The organism is Agromyces sp. NBRC 114283, from assembly GCF_030268405.1.
GTDB lineage: Bacteria > Actinomycetota > Actinomycetes > Actinomycetales > Microbacteriaceae > Agromyces > Agromyces mediolanus.
The window spans coordinates 787,148-808,691 of record NZ_BSQP01000001.1 but is presented as its reverse complement, the minus strand read 5'-3'; the positions used below and the strand labels follow the sequence as shown (position 1 = coordinate 808,691).

Sequence of the window (21,544 nt, the reverse complement as noted above, 5' to 3'; positions counted from 1 at the left end):
CCGCCGCACCGCCGAGGACCGACGTGACCACGCTCACCACCCCGCACCGCCCTTCCCCCGACTCCCCCGACCGCGCCGGCTCCCCCGCCCCGCGCCGCCGCCGCTCGGCGCGCGTCCGCGAGGCGGCGCAGCTCTCGGCCACGCTCCCCGCGCTCATCTGGTTCCTCGTCTTCACCGTCGGGCCGCTGGTGAGCCTCTTCTACTTCTCCACGGTGAACTGGCGCGGCCTCATCGCGCCGCGCACCCCGGCCGGGCTCGGAAACTTCGAGCGGCTCTTCACCGACCCGGTGGTGGGCCTCGCCGCCTGGAACACGCTGCTCCAGCTCGTCGTCTCGCTGCCGATCGTCGTGCTCGGCGCGTTCATGCTGGCCTACTACCTGAGCCTCAAGCCCCGCGGGCACCGCATCATGCGGGCGCTCATGTTCACCCCCGTGCTGCTCTCCGCCTCGGCGCTCGCGATGGTCTTCGTCGGCGTCTTCGCGCCGAAGGGCATGATCAACGGCCTCCTCGACGCCGTCGGCCTCGACGAGCTGGCCCGCCCGTGGCTCGCCGACGGCACGAGCGCGCTGTGGGCGATCATCATCGTCACCATCTGGTGCAGCCTGTCGGTGTCGGCGATCATGCTCGCCGCCCGCCTGAACTCGGTCGACGAGTCGATCTTCGAGGCCGCCGAGATCGACGGCGCCGGCCACTGGCGCCGGATGTGGCAGATCGCCTGGCCCATCTGCCGCGAGTTCATCGGCGTGGTGACGATGCTGCAGTTCCTCTGGACGCTCTTCGCCTCCGCCGCGGTCGTGCTGCTGCTCACTCGCGGCGGCCCCGGCAACGCGACCGTCACCCTCTCCTTCCTCGTGTACGACTTCGCGTTCAACCAGTCGAAGGTCGGCTACAGCCAGGCCGTCGCGGTCGTGCTGTTCGTCGTCGGCGTCGCCGGCATCCTCCTCATCCGCCGCGCCTTCCGGCAGAAGTACTAGAGCCGAGCTTCAGGAGCCATCGCCATGACCACCACCGCCGCCCCGGAAGCCCGCCCCGCCGAGCGCCGCACCGCCCCCGCCGCCCCGACGGCCGTCCGTCGCCGCCGTCGCCGCCGCGGCGACGCGCTCGGCCGCACCGGCCCGTCGAAGTACCTCGCCCACGCGGGCGTCTGGCTGTACGTGCTGCTGCTCGCCGCCCCGCTCTACTACCTCGTCATCTCGGCGTTCAAGCGCAACACGGACATCTTCAACCAGCCGTTCTCCCCCTTCACGCCGTTGACGTTCGACAACTTCGGGCTCGCGTTCAGCCAGGCCTCGCTCGGCACGGCGATGCTGAACTCCGTCTACGTGACCCTCGGCGCGGAGCTCGTCACGCTCCTCCTGGCCATCCCCGCCGCCTACGCGCTGGCCCGCTCGAAGGGCGCGGTCGGGCGGATGGTCGAGCGGGTGTTCGCGCTCGGCTTCCTGATCCCCGGGTTCGCCGCGCTGGTGCCCACGGTGCTGCTGTCGATCTCGCTCGGACTGTTCCACACCCGCGAGTTCCTCATCCTGTTCCTGCCGGCCTCCGCGCTGCCGCTCACCGTCATCCTGCTCACCCAGGCGATGCGGGCCGTGCCGGCCGAGCTCGAGGAGTCGGCGCTGCTCGACGGCGCCGGCCCGCTGCGCGTGCTGTGGTCGGTGTACGTCCCGCTCTCGGTGCCGACGCTGACGGTCGTCGCGATCCTGAACTTCCTGTCGTTCTGGAACGAGTACTTCTTCTCGCTCGTCATCATCGGGCCCGACGCGGCGCTGCGCACCGCGCAGGTCGCCCTGCCGACGCTGTCCATCGCGAACGCCGCCCAGTACGGCGTCCTCGCGGCCGGCATCATCATCACGCTCGTGCCCGCCTACCTCGTCTACGCGGTGTTCGCCGACAAGATGGAGAGCGCCGTGCTCGCCGGAGCGCTGAAGGGATGACCGTGCGCGTGCTCACCAGCCACCTCGGCTACGACCTCGGCGCGGCCAAGCGCGCCGTCGTGGCCGGGCTCGCCGAGGGCGAGACGCCCGCCTGCACCCTCGTCCGGGACGACGGCGTGCGCATCGCCGTCGGCGCGGAGCCCGCCGCGCACGTCGACGCCTGGGCGGGCGGCGCCTACGCCCGGGTCGAGCTGAGCCAGGTGGAGGAGGCCGGCCGCTACCGGCTCGAGGCCACGGCCGGCGGGACGACCGTGGTCTCCGAACCGTTCCCGATCGGCGTGGAGCAGTTCGCCGCCGGCACGCTCTCCGACGTGCTGTACGCCTTCAAGGCCGTGCGCTCGAGCGGCGAGATCGACCGCAAGGATCGTACGGCGGCGCGCTGGGGCGACCCCGAGGGGCCGACGGTCGACGCGCGCGGCGGCTGGCTCGACGCGAGCGGCGACCCGAGCAAGTTCCTCAGCCATCTCACGTACTCGCCGACGATGAGCCCGCAGCAGATCCCGATGTGCGTGTGGGCGCTGTTCGAGGCGCGGGACCGGCTCGCCGCGAGGCATCCGCGGTTCCACCGGGCGCTCGGCGCGCGCGCGCGTGACGAGGCGCTCTTCGGCGCGGACTTCCTAGTGCGGTTCCGCGCGCCCGAGGGCTACTTCTACACGGGGATCTTCGACGGGCTCACGAAGCGGCTCGAGGAGCGGATCGTGAACGCGCCACTGCCGGAGTGCGTCCGCACCGACCGCTATCAGGCCTCGTACCGCGGCGGCGGCGGGCTCGCGATCGCGGCCCTCGCGCGTGCCGCGACCGTCGCCCGCGACGAGCCGCTCGGCGAGTACGACGCGGCGACGTACCTCGCCGCGGCGGCCGGAGCATTCGACGATCTCGAACTCCGCAACCGCGACTACCTCTTCGGCCTCGACCTCGCGACGGGCGAGCTGACGCCGAGCAGCGAGTCGATCGTCGACGACGTGTGCGCCCTGCTCGCCGCGGCCGAGCTCGCCGCCGCGGACCCCGGCCGCCCGGCGTACCGCGAGGGGGCCGAGCGCCGCGCCGCCGGGCTCATCGCCCGGCACCGCGTCGACCCGGATCACCCCGAGGCGCCCGGATGGCTCGAGGCCTGGGACGACGGGCGCCCCTACTTCAGCCCCGTCGAGGCCGGCCTGCCGATCGTCGCGCTCCTCCGCTACGCGGCGGTGCTGCCCGATGCCCCGGAGGCGCCCGCGGCGACCGCGCTCGCGATCCGGCTCGCGGAGGAGCTGCTCGCCCGCACCGAGGCCGTGGCGAACCCCTTCGGCTACCCGCGGCAGCGGGTGCAGCCCCGCGGGGGCGCACCGCGAGACGCCTTCTTCTTCCCGCACGACAACGACTCCGGCTACTGGTGGCAGGGCGAGAACGCCGCGCTCGGCTCGCTCGCCTTCGCGGCCCTCCTCGTCGCGGAGCTGGACGAGACGGAGCCCGGGCTCGCCGCCCGGCTGGAGGCGTTCGCCGCCGACCAGCTCGCCTGGATCCTCGGCCGGAACCCCTTCGACGCGAGCATGCTGCACGGCCGCGGCCGCAACACGGTCGAGTACTCGCGGGACCACCCGAACGTGCCGGGCGGCATCGTGAACGGCATCACGAGCGCCCCCGACGACGAGCACGGCATCGCCTTCCTCACCGAGGAGACCGCGGGCGGGCCGGACAGCTGGCGCTGGGCCGAGCAGTGGATCCCGCACTCGGCGTGGTACCTGCTCGCCGCCTCGGCGCTGCCCTCGACCGCGGCGGAGTAGCGGTGCCGGACGGCGGGGCTCCGCGGGCGCGGGCGCCGCGGGGATGCCTCACCGCGCACGCTGGCGGATGCCTCGGCTGGCGCGGGCGCCTCAGCGCGCGCGTGCGAGCTCGACGCCTGCGGCCCGGAGCCAAGCGAGGGGATCGGCCATGGCCCGCGCGCCCGAACCCGCGAGCGAGCTGAGCGACGCCGCGGCGCGGAACGCGCTCGTCTCGGCGTCGATCCGTCCGGCGACGAGCGCGACGGGCACGCCGGTGGCCGCCGCGCGGGCGGCGACCTCGCTCGGGGCCTTGCCCGCGGCGGACTGCCGGTCGTAGCGCCCCTCGCCGGTGATGACGATGCGCGCTCCGTCGAGCGCGGCGTCGAGGCCGATCGCCTCCGCGACCGCGGCGGCGCCGCCGCGCATCCGGGCACCCCAAGCGAGCAGCGCGAAGCCGGTGCCGCCGGCCGCTCCTGCCCCGGCCGCGGCGGCGAGGGCGTCCCCGCCCGGGGTGGCCTCGGCGAGGCGGGTGAGGCCCAGTTCGAGCCGCGCGACGGAGTCGGCGTCGGCGCCCTTCTGCGGGCCGAAGACGGCCGCCGCGCCGTCGGCGCCGAGTAGCGGGTTCGTCACGTCGCCGAGGATCGTCGCCCCGCCGGGCGGCAGGGCGCGCAGTCCGTCGAGCTCGACCCGATCGAGCTCGACGAGCCCGCCGCCGCCCGGGGCGATCGGCTCGCCGTCGGCCCGAAGGAAGCGCGCGCCGAGCGCCGTGAGCGCCCCGGTGCCGCCGTCGGTGGACCCGCTGCCGCCGAGCGCCAGCAGCAGCCGCTCCGCGCCAGCTTCGAGGGCCGCCCCGATCGCTTCGCCGAAGCCGCGCGTGGAGGCGTCGAGCGGACGCGGCCGGTCGAGCAGGGTGAGGCCGCTCGTCGCGGCGAGCTCGACGACGGCGGTGCCGTCCGGCAGCAGCAGCCACTCGGCGGTGTGCTCAGCGCCCGCCGGGCCGGCGACGACGACGGGGCGGCGCTCGGCGCCGGGCACGGCGGCCGCGAAGGCGTCGAGGGTTCCCTCGCCACCGTCGGCCATGGGCCGCAGCACGAGCTCGTCGAAGGGTCGCACGGAAGCCCAGCCGCCGGCGATGGCCCGGGCCGCGTCGGCGGCGGTGGCGCTGCCCTTGAACGAGTCGGGTGCGACGACGACGCGGGGACCCGCCGGGCGAGCGGCTCCGTCGCCGTTCGGGAAAGCGTTATCCATGCTGCGATCATGGCAGCCCCACGGCAGGGCGGCAACCCCGCGGCATCCGCTCTTGCGCGGCGCTCCGCCGCATGCCACACTCTCGGTAAACGCTTTCCCGAGTGCGGCGACCACGCCCGCGCTCCCGGACCTGAAGAGGAACCACCGTGGCAGAGCAGCCCACCCGCACCATCGGCATCATCATGAACGGCGTCTCCGGGCGCATGGGGTACCGTCAGCACCTCGTCCGCTCGATCCTGGCCATCCGCGAAGAGGGCGGCGTGCTCCTCGGCGACGGCGAGACCCGCGTCCAGCTCGAACCGATCCTCGTCGGCCGCAGCGAGAAGAAGCTCGCCGAACTGGCCGCCAAGCACGGCATCGAGCACTGGACGACGAACCTCGACGAGGCGCTCGCCGACCCGCGCTGGGAGATCTACGCCGACTTCCTCGTCACCAAGGCGCGGGCCGCGGCCCTCCGCAAGGCGATCGCCGCCGGCAAGGCGATCTACACCGAGAAGCCCACCGCCGAGAGCTTCGAGGAGGCGCTCGAGCTCGCGCGCCTCGCCGACGCGGCCGGCATCAAGAACGGCGTCGTGCACGACAAGCTCTACCTGCCGGGGCTCGAAAAGCTCCGCCGCCTGATCGACTCGGGCTTCTTCGGGCGCATCCTCTCGGTGCGCGGCGAGTTCGGCTACTGGGTGTTCGAGGGCGACTGGCAGCCCGCCCAGCGCCCCAGCTGGAACTACCGCGCCGAGGACGGCGGCGGCATCATCGTCGACATGTTCCCGCACTGGAACTACGTGCTCGAGAACCTCTTCGGCCGGGTCGAGTCGGTCTACGCGAAGGCCGTCACCGAGATCCCCGAGCGCATCGACGAGCAGGGCCGGGCGTACGCCGCGACGGCCGACGACGCCGCCTACGCGATCTTCGAGCTCGAGGGCGGCGTGACCGCGCAGCTGAACTCCAGCTGGACCACCCGGGTGAACCGCGACGAGCTCGTCGAGTTCCAGGTCGACGGCACGCACGGCTCGGCCGTGGTCGGTCTCTTCGGCTGCAAGATCCAGCCGCGCAACGCCACCCCGAAGCCCGTCTGGAACCCCGACCTCGCCGACGCGCACGACTACGCCGGCGACTGGATCGAGTCGCCCGGCAACCGGGAGTTCCAGAACGGCTTCAAGGCGCAGTGGGAGGAGTTCCTCCGCCACGTCATCGAGGACGCCCCGAACCGCTTCGACTTCCTCGCCGGCGCCCGAGGCGTGCTGCTCGCCGAGGCGGGCCTGCGCTCGAACGCCGAGGGCCGCCGCGTCGAGCTGCCGCACGTGACGATCGCGGGCGCGGCCGACACCGCGGCATCCGACGAGCTCGCCGGAGTCGGCGCGTGACCGCGCTCACCCTGCTCGCGGGCGACGGCGCCGTGCGCGCCGTCGCCCTGCGCGAGGCCCCCGCGTTCACGAAGCCCGGCCGGCCGCCGGCGAGCCGCGTCGCCTACGCGGCGGCGCACGTCGTGCCGCGCGCCTCGGCCGACAACACCCCCGGCGTCCCGGCCGACATCGACTGGGACGCGACGCTCGCGTTCCGCCACCACGTCTGGAGCTGGGGGCTCGGCGTCGCCGACGCGATGGACACCGCGCAGCGCAACATGGGCCTCGACCCCGCCGCGACCCGCGAGCTCATCAGCCGCAGCGCCGCCGAGGCGACCGCGGTCGGCGGCCGGCTCGTCGTGGGCGTCAACACCGACCATCTCGAGGCCGAGCACGTCTCCCTCACGGAGATCGTCGACGCCTACCGGGCCCAGCTGCACCACGCCGAGGACGCCGGCGCGGGCGCCGTGCTCATGGCGAGCCGGCACCTCGCCCGGGCGGCGCAGAGCGCCGAGGACTACCGGCGCGTCTACGGCGAGGTGCTGGCCGCGGCCGGCGCGCCCGTCGTGCTGCACTGGCTCGGCCCCGCCTTCGACCCGGTGCTCGCGGGGTACTTCACTTCGGCGGAGCCCGGTGCGAGCGGCTCGGACGACGTGGATGCCGCGGCGGACACCCTGCTGGACATCATCGCGGCGAACCCGGACCGGGTCTCGGGCGTGAAGATGAGCCTGCTCGACGCGGACGCCGAGATCGCGGTGCGCCGCCGGCTGCCCGCGACCGCGCGCATGTTCACCGGCGACGACTTCCACTACGTCGGCCTGATCGAGGGCGAGGGCGCCGGTGCCGGGGCCGGTCCCGCCGGCGACGGGTCGGCCCGGCCGTACTCCGACGCACTGCTCGGGGCGTTCGCCGCCGTCGCCCCGAACGCCTCCGCGGCGATCCAGGCGCTCGACGCCGGCGACGTCGGCTCGTACCGCGCCATCCTCGGGCCCACCGAGGAGCTCTCCCGGCAGGTGTTCGCCGCCCCCACGTACTACTACAAGACGGGCGTCGCGTTCCTCGCCTGGCTGAACGGGCACCAGCCCGCGTTCCAGATGGTCGGCGGCCTGCACGCCGCCCGCAGCCTGCCGCACCTCTCCCGCATCGTCGAGCTCGCGAACGAGGCGGGCGCGCTCGAGCGGCCCGAGCTCGCCGCGGCGCGCTGGCACGCGCTGCTCGGCGTGAATGGGATCGAGGCGCGCAGCGCCGCCGTCCCGGTCGGGGCCGGCTCATGAGCGCGCACCCCCGGCTGTCGATGAACGTCGGCACGATCAAGCACGCGGGCTTCGACGAGTCGCTGCGCGTGCTCGTCGACGCCGGCTACCGCTCGGTCGGCCTCTGGCGCGAGCCGATCGCCGAGGTCGGCCTCGCCGCCGCCGCCCGCCGCTTCCACGACTCGGGGCTGCGGCTGTCGACGCTCTGCCGGCAGGGCTTCTTCACGATGGCGGAGGGCCCGGCCCGCCGGGCGTCGATCGACGAGAATCGCCGCGCGATCGAGGAGACGGCGGTGCTCGCCGAGTCCGGCGCCGTCGGCTCCCGCGCGGTCCTGGTCCTGGTCGCGGGCGGACTCCCCGAGGGGTCGACGGACCTCATCGGCGCCCGCGACCGGGTGGCCGACGCCCTCGGGGAACTCGCGCCCGAGGCATCCGCCGCCGGCGTGACGCTCGCGATCGAGCCGCTGCACCCCATGTACGCCTCGGACCGCGCCGTGGTGTCGACCCTGCGCCAGGCGCTGGATCTCGCGGCGCCCTTCGCGCCGGAGACCGTCGGCGTCGCCGTCGACACCTTCCACCTCTGGTGGGACCCGGAGGTGCTGCCGCAGATCGCGCGCGCGGGTCGCGAGGGCCGCATCGCGACATACCAGGTGTGCGACTGGAAGACCCCGCTCGCGGCCGACGTGCTGCTCTCCCGGCACTACCCGGGCGAGGGCGTCGTCGACTTCGCCGGACTGACCGCCGCGGTCGAGGCGGCGGGCTACACGGGCGACGTCGAGGTCGAGCTCTTCAACGCCGACATCTGGGCGAGCCCGCACGCCGAGGTCGCCGCGCGCACCGCGGCGACCTTCGCCGCGGCCGTCGCGCCGCACCTCGCCGCGGCCGCCTGATCCCGAGTTGCCCGACTTTCATGAAAGTCGGGCAACTCTGGGTGGAGCGCGCGCACCGCGGCCGGTCCGCCCTCCCCGCGAGGACGGACCGGCCGCGGCCGTCTCCCGTCAGGCCGTCGGCTGGATCTGCCGCAGCGACGGGAACTTCATGCCGGTGACCGGGGTGAGCTCGATGCCCGCGACCGTCACGTAGATGTCGTTCGCCTGGTACCAGACCACCTGCCAGGCCTCCTCGACGAGCATGGCGTTCAGCTCCTGAATCTCGGCCTGCTGGGCCTCGCCAGGCTCGGCGTCGAGCGCCCGATCGACCTGCGCCTGCAGCTCGGGGAACAGCGCGATGTCCGGCTCGGGCATGTACCACTGCGGCACCGTGAGCTGCCGGGCGATCGTCGCGGTCGGGTTCGAGTCGACGGCGAGCACCGAGATGAACATCGGGTAGCTCGGCGCGTTCGACTGGTAGTCGACGTACTGGAACTCGTCCCAGGTGACCCGGATGCCGAGCTCGCCGAAGGTCTGGTCGACCGCGGCCTGCCACGGCTGGAACGGCGGCGCCATCGGCATCGTCACGTCGAAGCCGTCGGCGTAGCCGGCCTCGGCGAGCAGCTCCTTCGCCCGATCGAGGTCGTGCGGGTAGCGGCCGTCGAGCTCCTCGTCGTAGCCCGCGAAGCCGGCGGCGAAGAGCTGCGGCGTCGCGACCCCCTCGCCCTCGCCGATGCTCGCGAGCAGCGCCTCGCCGTCGAAGGCGTAGGCGAGCGCCTGGCGCACGCGGGCGTCGCCGAGCGGGGCGAGCTTCGAGCCGGTGTGGTCGTTGATTCGGAGCCCGACCCAGGAGGCGACCTGCGAGGCGACGTTCCAGCCGTGCTGCTCGGCCATCCCGACGGTTGTCGCGTCGCCGTAGCTGACGTCGATCTGCCCCGCCTCGAGAGCGTTGTTGCGGGCGCTCGAGTCCTGCATCGGCAGCACGGTGACCTCGTCGAAGGGGAAGTCCTCGGCCGCCCAGTGCTCGGCCACCCGCTCGAAGCGGTACTCGGCGCCCGGGATCGTGGCGTCGGAGAGCGTGTACGGCCCCGAGCCGACGGGCGCCTGCTCGAGGGTGCCCGCCTCGATCGCCGAGGGCGCGGCCATGTAGCTCCGCCCGAGGCCCATGAAGTACAGCAGCCGGTCGTCGCGGCGGGAGAGCCGGATCTCCACGGTGTCCTCGTCGACGGCGCGGAAGCTCTCGACGTTCAGGTAGGACTCGCGCGAGACGGTGCCGTCCTTGAGGTGCGCGAGGTTCGCGACCGCCGCCTCGGCGTCGAAGGGCTCGCCGTCGGCGAAGACCGCGTCGCTGCGGAGGTTCATCGTCAGGGTGAGCCGGTCGTCGGAGAAGGCCCAGTCCGTCGCGAGCCCGGGCTGCGGCTCCCCCGCCCCGTCGATCGTGACGAGCGGGTCGTAGACCGCCGAGAGGTACGGGGCGTTGAAGCCGATGTCGGCGCTCGCCGGGTCCCAGGAGGTGAGGTCGGCGAAGTTGCCGATGCGCAGCTCGCTCGGGACGGCGGCGTCGTCGCCGCCGTCGCCGCCGGCCGAGCAGGCCGTCAGAGCGAGGGCGGATGCCGCGACGAGCGCGACGGCCGCGATGGGGGTGCGGTTCATGGTGTTCCTTTCGTGGTCGGGGGAGTGCGGAACAGCTGGGTCGGCCGGCGGATGCCGGCACGGTCAGTCGGCGACGGCGAGCACCGCCTCGTCGAGCCGTCGGATGACGGTCGCGTCGTGCCGGGACCTCGCCCCGGGAAGGTACGTGGCGGCGCCGAGTTCGCCGCCGAGGAAGCGGAAGCCGCCGGGGTGCCGCTCGTGCAGCTCCCAGTCGACCGGCCCGCCGAAGTCGTAGCCGACGCTGATGCCCGTGAACGGCGCCATGCCGAGCAGCATCGGCACCGCCGGGAGTTCCGCGTCCGGCATCCCGTCGACCTCGACGACGACCCGCCAGCGCAGGCCGTCCAATTCGTCGAACCGGAGCGAGAGCAGGTGCTCCCCCGGCTCGAGCCGGGCGCCGTGCGCCCGGTGCATGACGCCGTAGGCGTTGTACGAGACGAGCGACCGACCGCCTTCGATCGCGAGCAGGTACCCGCCGCCCTGGTCGCCGTGCGCGACGATCACCCCGGAGGCCTCGGGCCCGAGCACGAGCTCGGCGCGAACCTCGAAGGAGCGCAGCACGGTGAGCCGGGATGCGCGGAAGCGCTCGAGCGGCGGCCGGAACGGCGGCAGCCGCACCGGCTCGGCGAGCGCGCACTCGCGCTCCGGCCGGCTGCGGAACAGCGAGCCGTCGTCGTCGAGGGGGAAGACGGTGTTCCGCCAGGCCTCGCGTCGCCAGCTCTCGGCGAGTTCGCCGAGGAGGGACGGATGCTCCGCCGCGACGTCGCGCGTCTCGCTCGGGTCGCCCGCGAGGTCGTAGAGCTCCCAGCGGCCGCCCGCGGCCCCCTCCGCCGGAGTCGGCGCGGTCGGGGACACCGCCTTCCAGCCCGCCGAGACCATCGCGCGGCGGCCGAAGCTCTCGAAGTACTGGGCTGAGCGGCCCGGCGCGGCGGCATCGCCGAGCGCGGCGGCGAAGCTCCGCCCGTCGGGTTCCTGGGCGGGCCGGCCGTGCCGCTCGGCGAGCGGGGCGACCCCGGCGAGCTCGAGCAGGGTCGGGGCGAGGTCGGCGACGAAGACGAACTGGCCACGGAGGCCGCGCTCGGCGCGCTGCACGGGCGCGCCCGGCCACGAGAGGAGCAGCGGGGCGTGCACGCCGCCCTCGTACAGGCCGCCCTTGAAGGAGCGGAACGGCGTGTTCGAGACCCGCGCCCAGCCGGCCGGGTAGTGGCCGTGCACGCGCGGCCCACCGAGCAGTTCGAGCTCGCGGGGGACGTCGCGCACCCAGTCGCCCGGCACGGGCGTGCCCGCGACGAACTGGGCGAAGTAGCTGCGGGTGCCGCCGGGGCCGCCCTCGGCGGTGCCGCCGTTGTCGCTCGCGACGACGATGATCGTGCGGTCGAGCTCGCCGAGCTCCTCGAGCCGCTGCACGAGCCGGCCGACGCTCTCGTCGACCTCGGCGACCGACGCGGCGTAGACCTCCATGTGCCGGGCGAAGAGCTCGCGCTCGGCCGCCGTCAGCGAATCCCACGACGGGACGAGCGAGGCATCCGCCTGCTCGCCCTCCGGGAGCCGCGTCCCCGGCGGCACGATGCCGAGCTCGCGCTGGCGGGCGAAGCGCGCCTCGCGCAGCGCGTCCCAGCCGGCGGCGTAGCGGCCGCGCTGGCGCGCGATGTCCTCGGCCTTCGCCTGCACGGGGCCGTGCACCGCGGTGTGCGCGAAGTAGAGGAAGAACGGCTTGGCCGCGTCGTTGGCGCGCAGCCCGTCGATCATGCCGAGCGCCTCCTCGGTCAGTTCATCGGTGAGGAAGTACCCCTCCGGCAGGCTCGGCCGGTCGACGACGGAGTTGTCGCGCACGAGCCGGTGCGGGTGGTGCAGCGAGGTGAAGCCGTCCATGCTGCCGAAGTAGCGGTCGAAGCCGCGCTGCAGCGGCCAGCTGGAGCGATCGCCGCCGTCGTGCAGCTCCGACTCGACGGTGAGATGCCACTTGCCGACCATGAAGGTCGCGTAGCCGCCGGCGCGCAGGGACTCGGCGAGGGTGGGGGCGTCCTCGGGCAGTTCGCAGGTGAAGCCGGGATAGCCGGGGTCGACGTGCGCGACGGTGCCGAAGCCGGCCCGGTGCGGGTTGAGGCCCGTGAGCAGGGCGGCGCGGGCGGGCGAGCAGACGGGTGCGGTGCGGTAGTCGGTGAAGACCCAGCCGCCGTCCGCGAGACGGTCGATGTTCGGAGTGGGGATCTCGCTGCCGAAGGGGCCGAGGTCGCTGAAGCCGAGATCGTCGACGAGCACGACGACGATGTTCGGCGCCCCAGCGGGGGCGCCGCGGCGCGGGCGGTCCCAGGGCGTCGAGGCGGAGGCGAACTCCTCGACCCGTCCGCCGAAGCCCTCGTAGCCGCGTGCAGCTGCCCGTCCCATGCGTCCTCGCAATCGTTGGAGACCAAGTGGTCACTAACGATAACCGCCGGCGGCCCACGCGAGGTCACGAACGCATAACTTTCTCCAAGCGTGGAACAACGTATGCTGTGAGGCACTAGCCGGTCAGCCGGCCGAACGAGGAGCCGAGGATGCCGAGAGTCGTCGACCACGACGCGCGCCGCGACGAGATCGCGGCGGCCGCGTGGCAGGTCATCGCCCGCGACGGCTTCGATCAGGCGACCATGCGCAGCATCGCGGCCGAGGCGGGGTACTCGCACAGCGCCTTCGCGCGGTACTTCCCCGACAAGGAGAGCCTGCTGAACGCGGTGTTCCTGCTCACCCGGGGCGACGCCGACGCGCGCATCGACGAGCTCACAGCCGGCAAGCGCGGCCTCGCGGCGCTGCACGGCATGTGCGTGGCCGCGCTCCCCTTCGGCCCGGAGGGCACCCGGCACGCCAGGGTCGGCGTCGCCTACTGGAGCTACGCGGCGCAGAACGAGGCCTTCTGGGCGACGCAGCGCGAGCACGCCCGGCAGTGGCGCGAGCGCATCCTGCGCTACCTCGAGGAGGCGCGCGACGACGGCGAGCTCGCCGACGACGTCGACCTCGTCACCGCCTCCGACCGGGTCGCCTCCGCGAACATGGGCTGGCAGACCATCCGCCTGCTGATGCCCGAGTTCTCGACCGACGAGCGGATGCGCGCCGCCCTCGACGCCCTGCTCGAGAGCCTGCGCCGCCGCTGACCCCGCCCCCTTCCAGACTTGCCCGACTTTCATGAAAGTCGGGCAACCCGGAGGACCGGACGGGAATACTCCGGGGCCCCGCGCGGTAGTATTAGTTGTGCTTACAACCAATGGGGCGCCGCAGGGCGCCGGACTCCTCGCCGCCGACACCGGCATGGGCGCCGTGACGCTGCGGGTCGCCGACCTCGACGGCATGATCCGCTATTACCGCGACGGTGTCACCCTCGAGCTGCTGCGCCACGACGGCCCAGTCGCCGTGCTCGGCCGCGGCACGACACCGATCATCGTGCTCGAGCACGCGCCCGAGCTGCGGCACGCCTCGCCGCGCGACGCCGGGCTCTACCACACGGCCATCCTCTTCGACACGCGCGAGGCGCTCGCGACCGCGATCTACTCGGTCGCCTCGCGCTACCCCGGCACCTTCACGGGCAGCGCCGACCATCTCGTCAGCGAGGCCTTCTACTTCACCGACCCCGAGGGCAACGGCGTCGAGCTCTACTTCGACCGCGACCGCTCCGCCTGGAGCTGGGTGCACGGCACCGTCGAGATGGCGACCCTGCACCTCGACCCGAACGCGTACCTGCGCGAGCACCTCGGCGAGCCGGGCATGCAGGCGGCCGCCGCGGGCACCGGGCTCGGCAGCGCGATCGTCGGCCACGTGCACCTCTCCGTCGGCGACGTGGCGAGCGCGCGCGAGTTCTACGTCGAGCGGCTCGGCTTCGAGACGACCGCCGAGATGGGCGATCAGGCCCTGTTCGTCTCGGCGGGCGGCTACCACCACCACATGGCGATGAACACCTGGGGCAGTCGCGGCGCCGGTCGTCGCGGGCTCGCCCTCGGACTCGGCAAGGTCGAGATCGTCGTGCCCGACGCCGAGGAGCTCGGGGCGCTCGGCGAGCGGATGGCGCACTTCCGCGTCGGCGTGCGCGACGACGGCCGCACGCTCGCCTTCGACGACCCGTGGGCGAACCTCGTCGAGGTGCGCGCGGCCGAGTAGGCCGGCAGCGCGCGGATGCCTCCGGCGCGGATGCCTCGTCGCGGCATCCGCCTTCACGCGCCTACTCGGCGGCGCCGCGCCCGTGCTGCAGCTCGTGGAACTCGGCGAAGCTCGGCGCCTCGCCCGGCAGCGGCGTGAGCTCGGGGCGGGCGCGCAGCCCGTCGAGCACGACCGTGAGCTGCCGGTGCCAGTACGGCAGGTAGCCGCCGCCGAACTGCCCGACCGAACCGAGCATGTTCGCGAGCACGGAGAGGTCGACGCCCGTGACGTCGGCGCGCAGCGAGCCCTCGGCCTTGGCGCGCTCGACGAGCTCGTTCAGCAGCGGCTCCATGGCGAGCGCCGGCTGGTGGTCGGGGTAGATCTCGCCGACGCGGTGCAGCAGCGCCGCGAGGTACGGGGTCTCGGCGATCCAGCCCGCGAGCCGCTCGATGTAGCGCTCGATCGCCTGCCAGGCGGTGTCCGCCTCGACGATCTCGGGCTGCATGTCGCGGAACATGACGAGGGCCGAGTCGTACAGCTCGAGCAGCAGCGCCTCGCGGTTGGGGAAGTGCCGGTACACCGTGCCGGCCCCCACCCCCGCTCGATTGGCGAGTTCGTCGAGCGGCGCGTCGATGCCGCGCTCGGCGAACAGGCGACGGGCTTCCACGAGCAGCCGCTCGTGGTTGCGCCTGGCGTCGCGACGGGTGGAAGTCGACGAGCTCATTCTGGAATTGTAGCGACGGATGCCCTCGCCCATTCATGCGGATTTTCGCCGAGCGCCACCTCCGCGCGGTCCGGGCCCCGGCCGGCCGAGCCGCGCGCGTAGGCTGGCTCCGTGACTCAGCACGAAGACGTGGCCGACGGCGTCGAATCGAACGGCGTCGAATCGAACACCCGGCAGATCGAGGCATCCGTCGTCACCGACTTCAGCGACCGCATGAGCTACGGGGGCTACCTCGACCTCGGCACGCTCCTCGCCGCGCAGCGGCCGATCTCCCGGCCCGAGCACCACGACGAGCTGCTGTTCATCATCCAGCACCAGACGACCGAGCTGTGGCTGAAGCTCGTGCTGCACGAGCTCGAAGCGGCCTGTGCCTACCTGCGCGCCGACGAGCTCGCCCCCGCGCTGAAGTGCGTCGCCCGCGTGAAGCATATCCAGAAGACCCTGACCGAGCAGTGGTCGGTCCTCGCGACCCTGACGCCCACCGAGTACGCGCAGTTCCGCAACGTGCTCGGCAACGCGAGCGGCTTCCAGTCGTACCAGTACCGCGCGGTCGAGTTCGTGCTCGGCAACAAGAACGCCAAGATGCTGCAGGTCTTCGACGCCGACCCGGTGGCGCACGCCGTCGTGAAGCAGGCCCTCGAGCAGCCGAGCCTCTACGACGAGTTCCTGCGGCTGCTCGCCCGGCGCGGCTACGCCGTGCCCTCCGCCGTGCTCGACCGCGACGTGACCCTCGCCTGGACGTTCCAGCCCGAGCTCGTGCCGCTCTTCGCCTCGATCTACGCGAACCCCGACGAGCACTGGGCCGCGTACGAGACCTGCGAAGAGCTCGTCGACCTCGAGGACAACTTCCAGCTCTGGCGCTTCCGGCACCTGAAGACGGTCGAGCGCATCATCGGCTCGAAGACCGGCACGGGCGGCTCCTCGGGGGCGCCGTTCCTGCGTCGCGCGCTCGAGCTCACCTTCTTCCCCGAGCTGTTCGCCGTCCGCACCGAGATCCCGGGGTGAGCGTGCGCACCGCCGACGAGCTGCCGAACTCCGGTCCGCTGCCGGGGCGGCCGGCGCGGCTGCGCCTCGCCGACGGCGCACCGGGCCCCGAGGGCACGGCCTTCCCGCCGTTCGTCGACCACCACGTGCACCTGCAGATGGTCGACCCGGATGCCGCGCCCCGGGCGGGCATCGCGGGCGTCGTCGACCTCGGCGCCGAGCTCACCGCGATCTCGGCCCTCGCCGCCCGCGAACCGCTGCCGCGCGTGGTGTTCGCCGGCCAGTTCCTGACCGCGCCGGGCGGCTATCCGAGCGACCGCTGGTGGCTGCGCCCGGGCAGCCTGCGCGAGCTGCCCGCACCGCTCGCCGCGCACGAGCGCCGGGCGCTTCCGGACCCGATCGAGACCGCCGTCGCCGAGCAGGCGGCCTTCGGCGCCCGGCTCGTGAAGGTCATGCTGAACGCCGACGCCGGGCCGGTCTTCGACCGCGAGACGCTCGACGCGGTCATCGCCGCGGCACGGGCGCACGGCCTCCTCGTGGCCGCGCACGCCGAGGGCGAGGGCATGGCCCGGCTCGCGATCGAGGCCGGCGCCGACGCCCTCGTGCACGCGCCGTTCACCGAGCGCCTCGACGACGAGCTCCTCACGCGCGCGGCCGCGGCGGGGGAGCGCTGGATCGCGACCTTCGACATCCACGCCCGCGCCGGCGAGGCATCCGCCCTCGAGACGGCGATCGACAACACCGCGCGGTTCCTCGCGGCCGGCGGGCGGGTGCTGTACGGCACCGACCTCGGCAACGGCGAGCTGCCCGACGGCGTGAACGCGGGCGAGCTCGCCGCGATGCTCGCCGCGGGGCTCGGTGCCGCCGAGCTCGTCGCGGCGCTCGCCGACCCGTGGCCGCTCGCCGACGCCGCGGACTGGGGCGGCGACGCCCTTGCCACCTTCGTGCCCGGCCCGCCGCCGGGCGACGCCGACGGGCTGCCCGGCTGGCTCGCCGGCGCCCGCGTCGTCCCGATCGAGAACCTGGAGTTCGGATGAGCCTCGACCAGCACCTCGCCTACGCCCGCCGCATGGACCGGGCCGACGGCCTCGCCCACTTCCGCAAGCGCTTCGCGGGGGCCGACGGCCCGCTCGTCTACTTCGACGGCAATTCGCTCGGCCGCCCGCCGATCGCCGCGATCGAGCGCATGCAGCAGTTCATGACCGAGGAGTGGGGCGGCCGGCTCATCCGCGGCTGGGACGAGGCCTGGCTCGCCCAGCCCACCGAGCTCGGCGACCGCATCGGCCGCGCCGTGATCGAGGCGAAGGCCGGGCAGACCGTCGTCGCCGACTCCACGACGGTGCTGCTCTACAAACTCGCCCGCGCCGCGGTCGACGCGCAGATCGCCCGCGACCCGCAGCGGCGGGAGATCGTGGTCGACACCGACAACTTCCCCACCGACCGCTACGTGCTCGAGGGCATCGCCAAGGAGCGCGGGCTGCGGCTCCGCTGGATCGAGGTCGACACGGCGGCCGGCGTCACGCCCGCGCAGCTCGCGCGCGCGGTCGGGCCCGAGACCGCGCTCGTCGTCGTCTCGCACGTCGCGTACCGCTCGGCGCACCTCGCCGACGCCCCCGAGCTCACGCGCATCGCGCACGACGCGGGCGCGCTGATCCTCTGGGACCTCTGCCACTCGGCCGGCTCGGTTCCGGTCAAGGCGGATGCCTGGGGCTTCGACCTGGCCGTCGGCTGCACCTACAAGTACCTGAACGGCGGCCCGGGCTCGCCCGCGTTCGCCTACGTGCGCGACGACCTGCAGGGCGTGCTCGCGCAGCCCATCCAGGGTTGGTGGGGCACGACGGACATGTTCCTGATGGGGCCGGAGTACGAGCCCGTGCCCGGCATCCGCCGCTTCCTCTCGGGCACCGCGCCGATCCTCGGCATGCTGCCGATGGCCGAGACGCTGGCGATGATCGAGGAGGCGGGCATGCCCGCGATCCGGGCGAAGTCGATGGCGCTCACCGCCTTCGCGATCGAGCTGTCCGAGGCGTGGCTCGCCCCGCTCGGGGTGACGCTCGCCTCGCCCGCCGACCCAGAGGAGCGCGGCGGGCACGTCACCCTGCACCACGACGCCATGCGCGAGGTCACCGCCAGGCTCTGGCAGCGCGACGTCATCCCCGACTACCGCGATCCCGGGGGCCTCCGCATCGGCCTCTCGCCGCTGTCGACGAGCTTCGAGGAGGTGCACCGCGGCCTGCAGCAGACCGAGCAGGTGCTCCGCCAGGTGCTGACCGAGCGGGCCGGGCTGGCCTGATCGGCCGGCCCGAGCAGTCGCGCTACTCCGAGCGGGACGCGGATGCTTCCGCGGGCGCGCCGCCCGCGGCATCCGCCTCACCCGAGGCATCCGCCGGCCGCTGCCCGCCCCATGCCACGGTGACCTTCGGCTTCGCGAAGAAGAGCACCACGACCGCGCCGAGCCCGAAGCCGATGACCGGCAGCCAGAGCGACTGGCCCATCGCCGTCGCGAAGCCCTCGGCGAGCTGCGGCGGCAGCCCGGCCGAGCCGGCCCCGGCCTCGCCGCCGAAGCCGCCCGTGAACCCGGGCAGCTCGGCCGCGAGCCGGGCGTTCAGCAGCGCCGTGATCGCCGCGCTGCCGAGCACCGAGCCCACTTGGCGGGTCATGTTGTAGACGCCGGAGCCGGCGCCGGCCTGCTGCGGCGGCAGGTTGCGGGTCGCGGACGACGCGAGCGGCGCCCAGATGCCCGACAGGCCGAGACCGAGCAGCGCGACCGGGAACAGCAGCGTCCAGAGCTCGGCGTCCGGCGAGAGCCAGAGCGCCATCCAGGCGAGGGCGACCGCGACGATCGAGAAGCCCGCGAACGCGACCCACTTCGGGTCGACCCGGTCGGTGAGCTTGCCGATCATCGGCGCCATGATGCCCGAGGCGACCGCCATCGGCGCGAGCATGAGCGCGGCCTGGGTCGGGTCGAGCCCGCGGGCGACCTGGAAGTAGAAGGCGAGCGGCAACGGCATCGAGGTGATCGCGAGGCCGACGAGGGAGATCGCGACGTTCGACAGGGCGAAGTTGCGGTCGCGGAACAGCCCGAGCGGCAGCAGCGGCTCGGCACGGTTGAACCGCTGCCAGACGAGGAAGCCGGCGAGCACCACGAGGCCGGCGATGATCAGCCCCCACACGGTGATCGGGCCGACGATGGTGCCCCAGTCGTAGCTCTCGCCCTCCTGGATGCCGAACACGAGGAGGAACATGCCCACCCCGCTCAGCACCACGCCGAGCCAGTCGAAGCGGTGCTGGTGGGTCTCGAGGTTCGGCACGAGCCAGGCGGCCATCGCGAAGGCGACGACGCCGACGGGCACGTTGACGAAGAAGATCCACTCCCAGCCGAGGCTGTCGACGAGCACGCCGCCGAGGATCGGGCCGACGAGCGTCGCGATGCCCGCGACCGCTCCCCAGAGCCCCATGGCCGCCCCGCGCTGGTTCGGCGGGAAGATGCGGGTGATGACCGCCATCGTCTGCGGGGTCATCAGTGCGGCGCCGAGTCCCTGCACGGCGCGCGCCGCGATGAGCATCGAGATGTCGCCCGCGAATCCGCACCAGAGCGAGGCGAGGGTGAAGATCACGAGGCCGATCAGGTAGATCCGCTTCGGGCCGAAGCGGTCGCCGAGGCGGCCCGTGATGAGCAGCGGCACCGCGTAGGCGAGCAGGTAGGCGCTCGTCACCCAGAGCACGGCGGTGATGTCGGTGTTCAGGTCCCTCAGGATCGCCGGGTTCGCGATCGAGACGATCGTCGAGTCGACGAGGATCATGAAGAACCCGATGACGAGGGCCCAGAGAGCGGGCCAGGGCTTGCGTTCCATGCCGGAACCTTTCGGAGTCAGTTGGATGGCCCGGGCCAGGCGAGTGCGCCCGTCCGGAGCTCGGAGATCGTGGAGTCGAGCCAGCCCGCCTCAGCGGCGAGCATGGCCCGCGTGTAGTGCACGTTCAGCACGTGCGCGGTCGCGACGCCGCGCGCGGCGATGCCTTCGAGGGAGGCGTCGATGAAGCCGATGGTCTCGCGGATGCTGGTCACCCGCTCGCCGAGCAGCCGGATCACCTCGCAGGCGGGCAGATTGTGCGCCTCGCCGATCGCGACCGGGAACTCGGGGAACTCGTTCACGTGGCGGCCGAGCATCTCGGCGATCGACTCGCGGAGCGCCGCGCGCCCGGCGGGCGTGATCGAGTACACCGTGCGCTCGGGCCGGTTGCCCTCGCGTTCGACGCCGACCTCGGCGATGAGCCCGTCGGCGGCGAAGCGCTCGACGGCCCGGTAAAGCGATCCGGGCGAGAGCCGCACGACGCGGTCCTCTTTCCGGGTCAGCATCAGCTGGTACATCTCGTAGGGATGCATGTCACCCTCCGCGAGCACGGCGAGGGCCGTCACCCCGAGCGGCGTGAGCTGCGGCATCCGGTCCTCCCGTCTTCGTCCGCGCGGCGCGAGCGCGATCCTGCAAGCTATTCCGCCCGGAATAGTACGCTCGGAATGGATGCTCCGCAAGCCGGTCCGCCGCGGGCGCGAGCGCGCCGCGGCACCGGCTAGAATCGAGGCATCCCCACCCTCGACACCGGACGGAGTCCCAGGTGCCCACCATCGTCGTCGACGTGATGCCGAAGCCCGAGCTGCTCGACCCGCAGGGGAAGGCCGTCGCCGGCGCCCTGAACCGCACGGGTCACTCGCTCGTCACCGGAGTCCGCCAGGGCAAGCGATTCGAGATCACGGTCGACGGACCGGTCGACGAAGCGGTGCGCGCCGAGATCCGCACCATCGCCGAGGAGATCCTCTCGAACTCGGTCATCGAGGACGTCGTGGCCATCGACTTCGGCGACGCCGAGCTCGGTGCCGACGAGACCGCCGAGGCCTGAGCCATGCGCGTCGGCGTCATCACCTTCCCCGGCTCGCTCGACGACCGCGACGCGCAGCGCGCGGTCCGGCTCGCGGGGGCCGAGCCCGTCGCGCTCTGGCACGGCTCGCACGACCTCGAGGGCGTCGACGCCCTCATCCTGCCCGGCGGCTTCAGCTACGGCGACTACCTGCGCTGCGGCGCGATCGCCTCGCTCTCGCCGATCATGACGGAGGTCGTGGATGCCGCGAACCGCGGCATGCCCGTGCTCGGCATCTGCAACGGCTTCCAGATGCTGGCCGAGGCGCACCTGCTCGAGGGCGGCCTGATCCGCAACGACCACGGCTCCTTCATCTGCCGCGACCAGGTGCTCCGGGTCGAGAACGCCTCGACCGACTGGACCGCCGAGTTCGAGGCCGGCGAGCAGATCATCATCCCGCTGAAGAACGGCGAGGGCGGCTTCATCGCCGACGACGAGACGCTCGACCGACTCGAGGGCGAGGGGCGCGTGGCGTTCCGCTACGTCGACGTGAACCCGAACGGCTCGCTCCGCGACATCGCCGGCATCACGAACGCGCGCGGCAACGTGGTCGGCCTCATGCCGCACCCCGAGCACGCGGTCGAGCCCGGCTTCGGCCCCGACACCGCCGCCGCGATGCGCTCCGGCGTCGACGGGTTGCGCTTCTTCACGAGCGTCATCCAGCGCACCCTCGCCGCGGCCTGACGCCCCTCCTCCCCAGCCGCACCCCACGCCCGCTGCTCCACCGAGTAGCGATCGCGCCACTTCAGCGCGCCCGGCCCTGGAAGCGTGGCCCTGGA

At 73.3% G+C, this 21,544-nt stretch carries 19 protein-coding genes; 13 read left to right on the top strand and 6 right to left on the bottom strand.

Features of this window, described 5'->3' with window-relative positions:
* Positions 1 to 23 precede the first annotated feature (23 nt).
* Genes QSJ60_RS03910 through QSJ60_RS03900 form a run of 3 tightly spaced genes read left to right on the top strand, consistent with a single transcriptional unit; the run spans position 24 to position 3,694 of the window.
* Positions 24 to 974, top strand: coding sequence for a carbohydrate ABC transporter permease (locus tag QSJ60_RS03910; RefSeq protein WP_230768290.1), 951 nt, complete (start codon positions 24 to 26; stop codon positions 972 to 974).
* A gap of 24 nt (positions 975 to 998) precedes the next feature.
* Positions 999 to 1,931 carry a carbohydrate ABC transporter permease gene (locus QSJ60_RS03905; RefSeq protein ID WP_285462673.1) on the top strand — a complete coding sequence of 311 codons (933 nt, stop codon included), beginning with the start codon at positions 999 to 1,001 and terminating at the stop codon, positions 1,929 to 1,931.
* Between the two features lie 2 nt (positions 1,932 to 1,933).
* Positions 1,934 to 3,694, top strand: a complete 1,761-nt coding sequence (locus tag QSJ60_RS03900) for a glycoside hydrolase family 9 protein (RefSeq protein ID WP_285462671.1) — start codon at positions 1,934 to 1,936, stop codon at positions 3,692 to 3,694.
* A gap of 90 nt (positions 3,695 to 3,784) precedes the next feature.
* Here QSJ60_RS03900 and QSJ60_RS03895 read toward each other — a convergent pair whose 3' ends face one another.
* Positions 3,785 to 4,921 carry a glycerate kinase gene (locus QSJ60_RS03895; RefSeq protein ID WP_285462669.1) on the bottom strand — a complete coding sequence of 379 codons (1,137 nt, stop codon included), beginning with the start codon at positions 4,919 to 4,921 and terminating at the stop codon, positions 3,785 to 3,787.
* Positions 4,922 to 5,103: 182 nt separating this feature from the next.
* Between QSJ60_RS03895 and QSJ60_RS03890 the strand changes: the two genes are divergently transcribed.
* From QSJ60_RS03890 to QSJ60_RS03880, 3 genes are read left to right on the top strand one after another with little or no spacing between them, the layout of a single operon-like run.
* Positions 5,104 to 6,282 (top strand): Gfo/Idh/MocA family protein, encoded by a 1,179-nt coding sequence (locus QSJ60_RS03890; RefSeq protein ID WP_285465254.1) that lies wholly within the window; start codon positions 5,104 to 5,106, stop codon positions 6,280 to 6,282.
* Positions 6,279 to 7,535: a dihydrodipicolinate synthase family protein gene (locus tag QSJ60_RS03885; RefSeq protein WP_285462668.1), complete on the top strand. Its 1,257-nt coding sequence runs from the start codon at positions 6,279 to 6,281 to the stop codon at positions 7,533 to 7,535. The genes QSJ60_RS03890 and QSJ60_RS03885 overlap by 4 nt, the downstream gene beginning before the upstream one ends.
* Positions 7,532 to 8,404 (top strand): sugar phosphate isomerase/epimerase family protein, encoded by an 873-nt coding sequence (locus tag QSJ60_RS03880; protein WP_285462667.1) that lies wholly within the window; start codon positions 7,532 to 7,534, stop codon positions 8,402 to 8,404. The genes QSJ60_RS03885 and QSJ60_RS03880 overlap by 4 nt, the downstream gene beginning before the upstream one ends.
* Before the next feature lie 108 nt (positions 8,405 to 8,512).
* Here QSJ60_RS03880 and QSJ60_RS03875 read toward each other — a convergent pair whose 3' ends face one another.
* Both QSJ60_RS03875 and QSJ60_RS03870 read right to left on the bottom strand, forming a co-directional pair.
* Complete coding sequence (locus QSJ60_RS03875; protein ID WP_285462666.1) at positions 8,513 to 10,036, bottom strand: ABC transporter substrate-binding protein; 1,524 nt, start codon at positions 10,034 to 10,036, stop codon at positions 8,513 to 8,515.
* Between the two features lie 63 nt (positions 10,037 to 10,099).
* Positions 10,100 to 12,424 (bottom strand): arylsulfatase, encoded by a 2,325-nt coding sequence (locus QSJ60_RS03870; protein ID WP_285462664.1) that lies wholly within the window; start codon positions 12,422 to 12,424, stop codon positions 10,100 to 10,102.
* 149 nt (positions 12,425 to 12,573) lie between these two features.
* Here QSJ60_RS03870 and QSJ60_RS03865 point away from each other — a divergent pair, with 149 nt between their 5' ends.
* Both QSJ60_RS03865 and QSJ60_RS03860 read left to right on the top strand, forming a co-directional pair.
* Positions 12,574 to 13,167 carry a TetR/AcrR family transcriptional regulator gene (locus tag QSJ60_RS03865; protein ID WP_189084363.1) on the top strand — a complete coding sequence of 198 codons (594 nt, stop codon included), beginning with the start codon at positions 12,574 to 12,576 and terminating at the stop codon, positions 13,165 to 13,167.
* A gap of 154 nt (positions 13,168 to 13,321) precedes the next feature.
* On the top strand, positions 13,322 to 14,164 hold the full coding sequence (locus tag QSJ60_RS03860; protein WP_285465252.1) for a VOC family protein: 843 nt from the start codon (positions 13,322 to 13,324) through the stop codon (positions 14,162 to 14,164).
* A gap of 61 nt (positions 14,165 to 14,225) precedes the next feature.
* Here QSJ60_RS03860 and QSJ60_RS03855 read toward each other — a convergent pair whose 3' ends face one another.
* On the bottom strand, positions 14,226 to 14,867 hold the full coding sequence (locus tag QSJ60_RS03855; protein ID WP_230768417.1) for a TetR/AcrR family transcriptional regulator: 642 nt from the start codon (positions 14,865 to 14,867) through the stop codon (positions 14,226 to 14,228).
* Between the two features lie 111 nt (positions 14,868 to 14,978).
* Here QSJ60_RS03855 and kynA point away from each other — a divergent pair, with 111 nt between their 5' ends.
* Genes kynA through QSJ60_RS03840 form a run of 3 tightly spaced genes read left to right on the top strand, consistent with a single transcriptional unit; the run spans position 14,979 to position 18,144 of the window.
* Positions 14,979 to 15,872 (top strand): tryptophan 2,3-dioxygenase, encoded by an 894-nt coding sequence (gene kynA, locus QSJ60_RS03850; RefSeq protein WP_285462662.1) that lies wholly within the window; start codon positions 14,979 to 14,981, stop codon positions 15,870 to 15,872.
* Entirely contained in the window at positions 15,869 to 16,888 is a 1,020-nt protein-coding gene (locus tag QSJ60_RS03845) for an amidohydrolase family protein (RefSeq protein ID WP_285462661.1), read from the top strand. The genes kynA and QSJ60_RS03845 overlap by 4 nt, the downstream gene beginning before the upstream one ends.
* Positions 16,885 to 18,144: a kynureninase gene (locus tag QSJ60_RS03840; RefSeq protein ID WP_285462659.1), complete on the top strand. Its 1,260-nt coding sequence runs from the start codon at positions 16,885 to 16,887 to the stop codon at positions 18,142 to 18,144. Before QSJ60_RS03845 ends, QSJ60_RS03840 begins: the two co-directional genes overlap by 4 nt.
* A gap of 22 nt (positions 18,145 to 18,166) precedes the next feature.
* Here the strand turns inward: QSJ60_RS03840 and QSJ60_RS03835 are convergent, their stop codons facing one another.
* The gene (locus QSJ60_RS03835) at positions 18,167 to 19,705 is read right to left on the bottom strand and encodes a DHA2 family efflux MFS transporter permease subunit (protein WP_285462658.1); all 1,539 of its coding nucleotides are present in this window, start codon (positions 19,703 to 19,705) and stop codon (positions 18,167 to 18,169) included.
* A 17-nt stretch (positions 19,706 to 19,722) separates the two neighbouring features.
* Positions 19,723 to 20,292: a PadR family transcriptional regulator gene (locus QSJ60_RS03830; RefSeq protein WP_285462656.1), complete on the bottom strand. Its 570-nt coding sequence runs from the start codon at positions 20,290 to 20,292 to the stop codon at positions 19,723 to 19,725.
* A gap of 173 nt (positions 20,293 to 20,465) precedes the next feature.
* On the opposite strand from QSJ60_RS03830, the gene purS reads away from it, so the two are divergent.
* Positions 20,466 to 20,747: a phosphoribosylformylglycinamidine synthase subunit PurS gene (gene purS / locus QSJ60_RS03825; RefSeq protein ID WP_189084357.1), complete on the top strand. Its 282-nt coding sequence runs from the start codon at positions 20,466 to 20,468 to the stop codon at positions 20,745 to 20,747.
* Positions 20,748 to 20,750: 3 nt separating this feature from the next.
* A complete protein-coding gene (gene purQ / locus QSJ60_RS03820) occupies positions 20,751 to 21,449 on the top strand; it encodes a phosphoribosylformylglycinamidine synthase subunit PurQ (protein WP_230768406.1) in 699 nt (232 codons plus the stop codon).
* Positions 21,450 to 21,544: the final 95 nt, after the last annotated feature.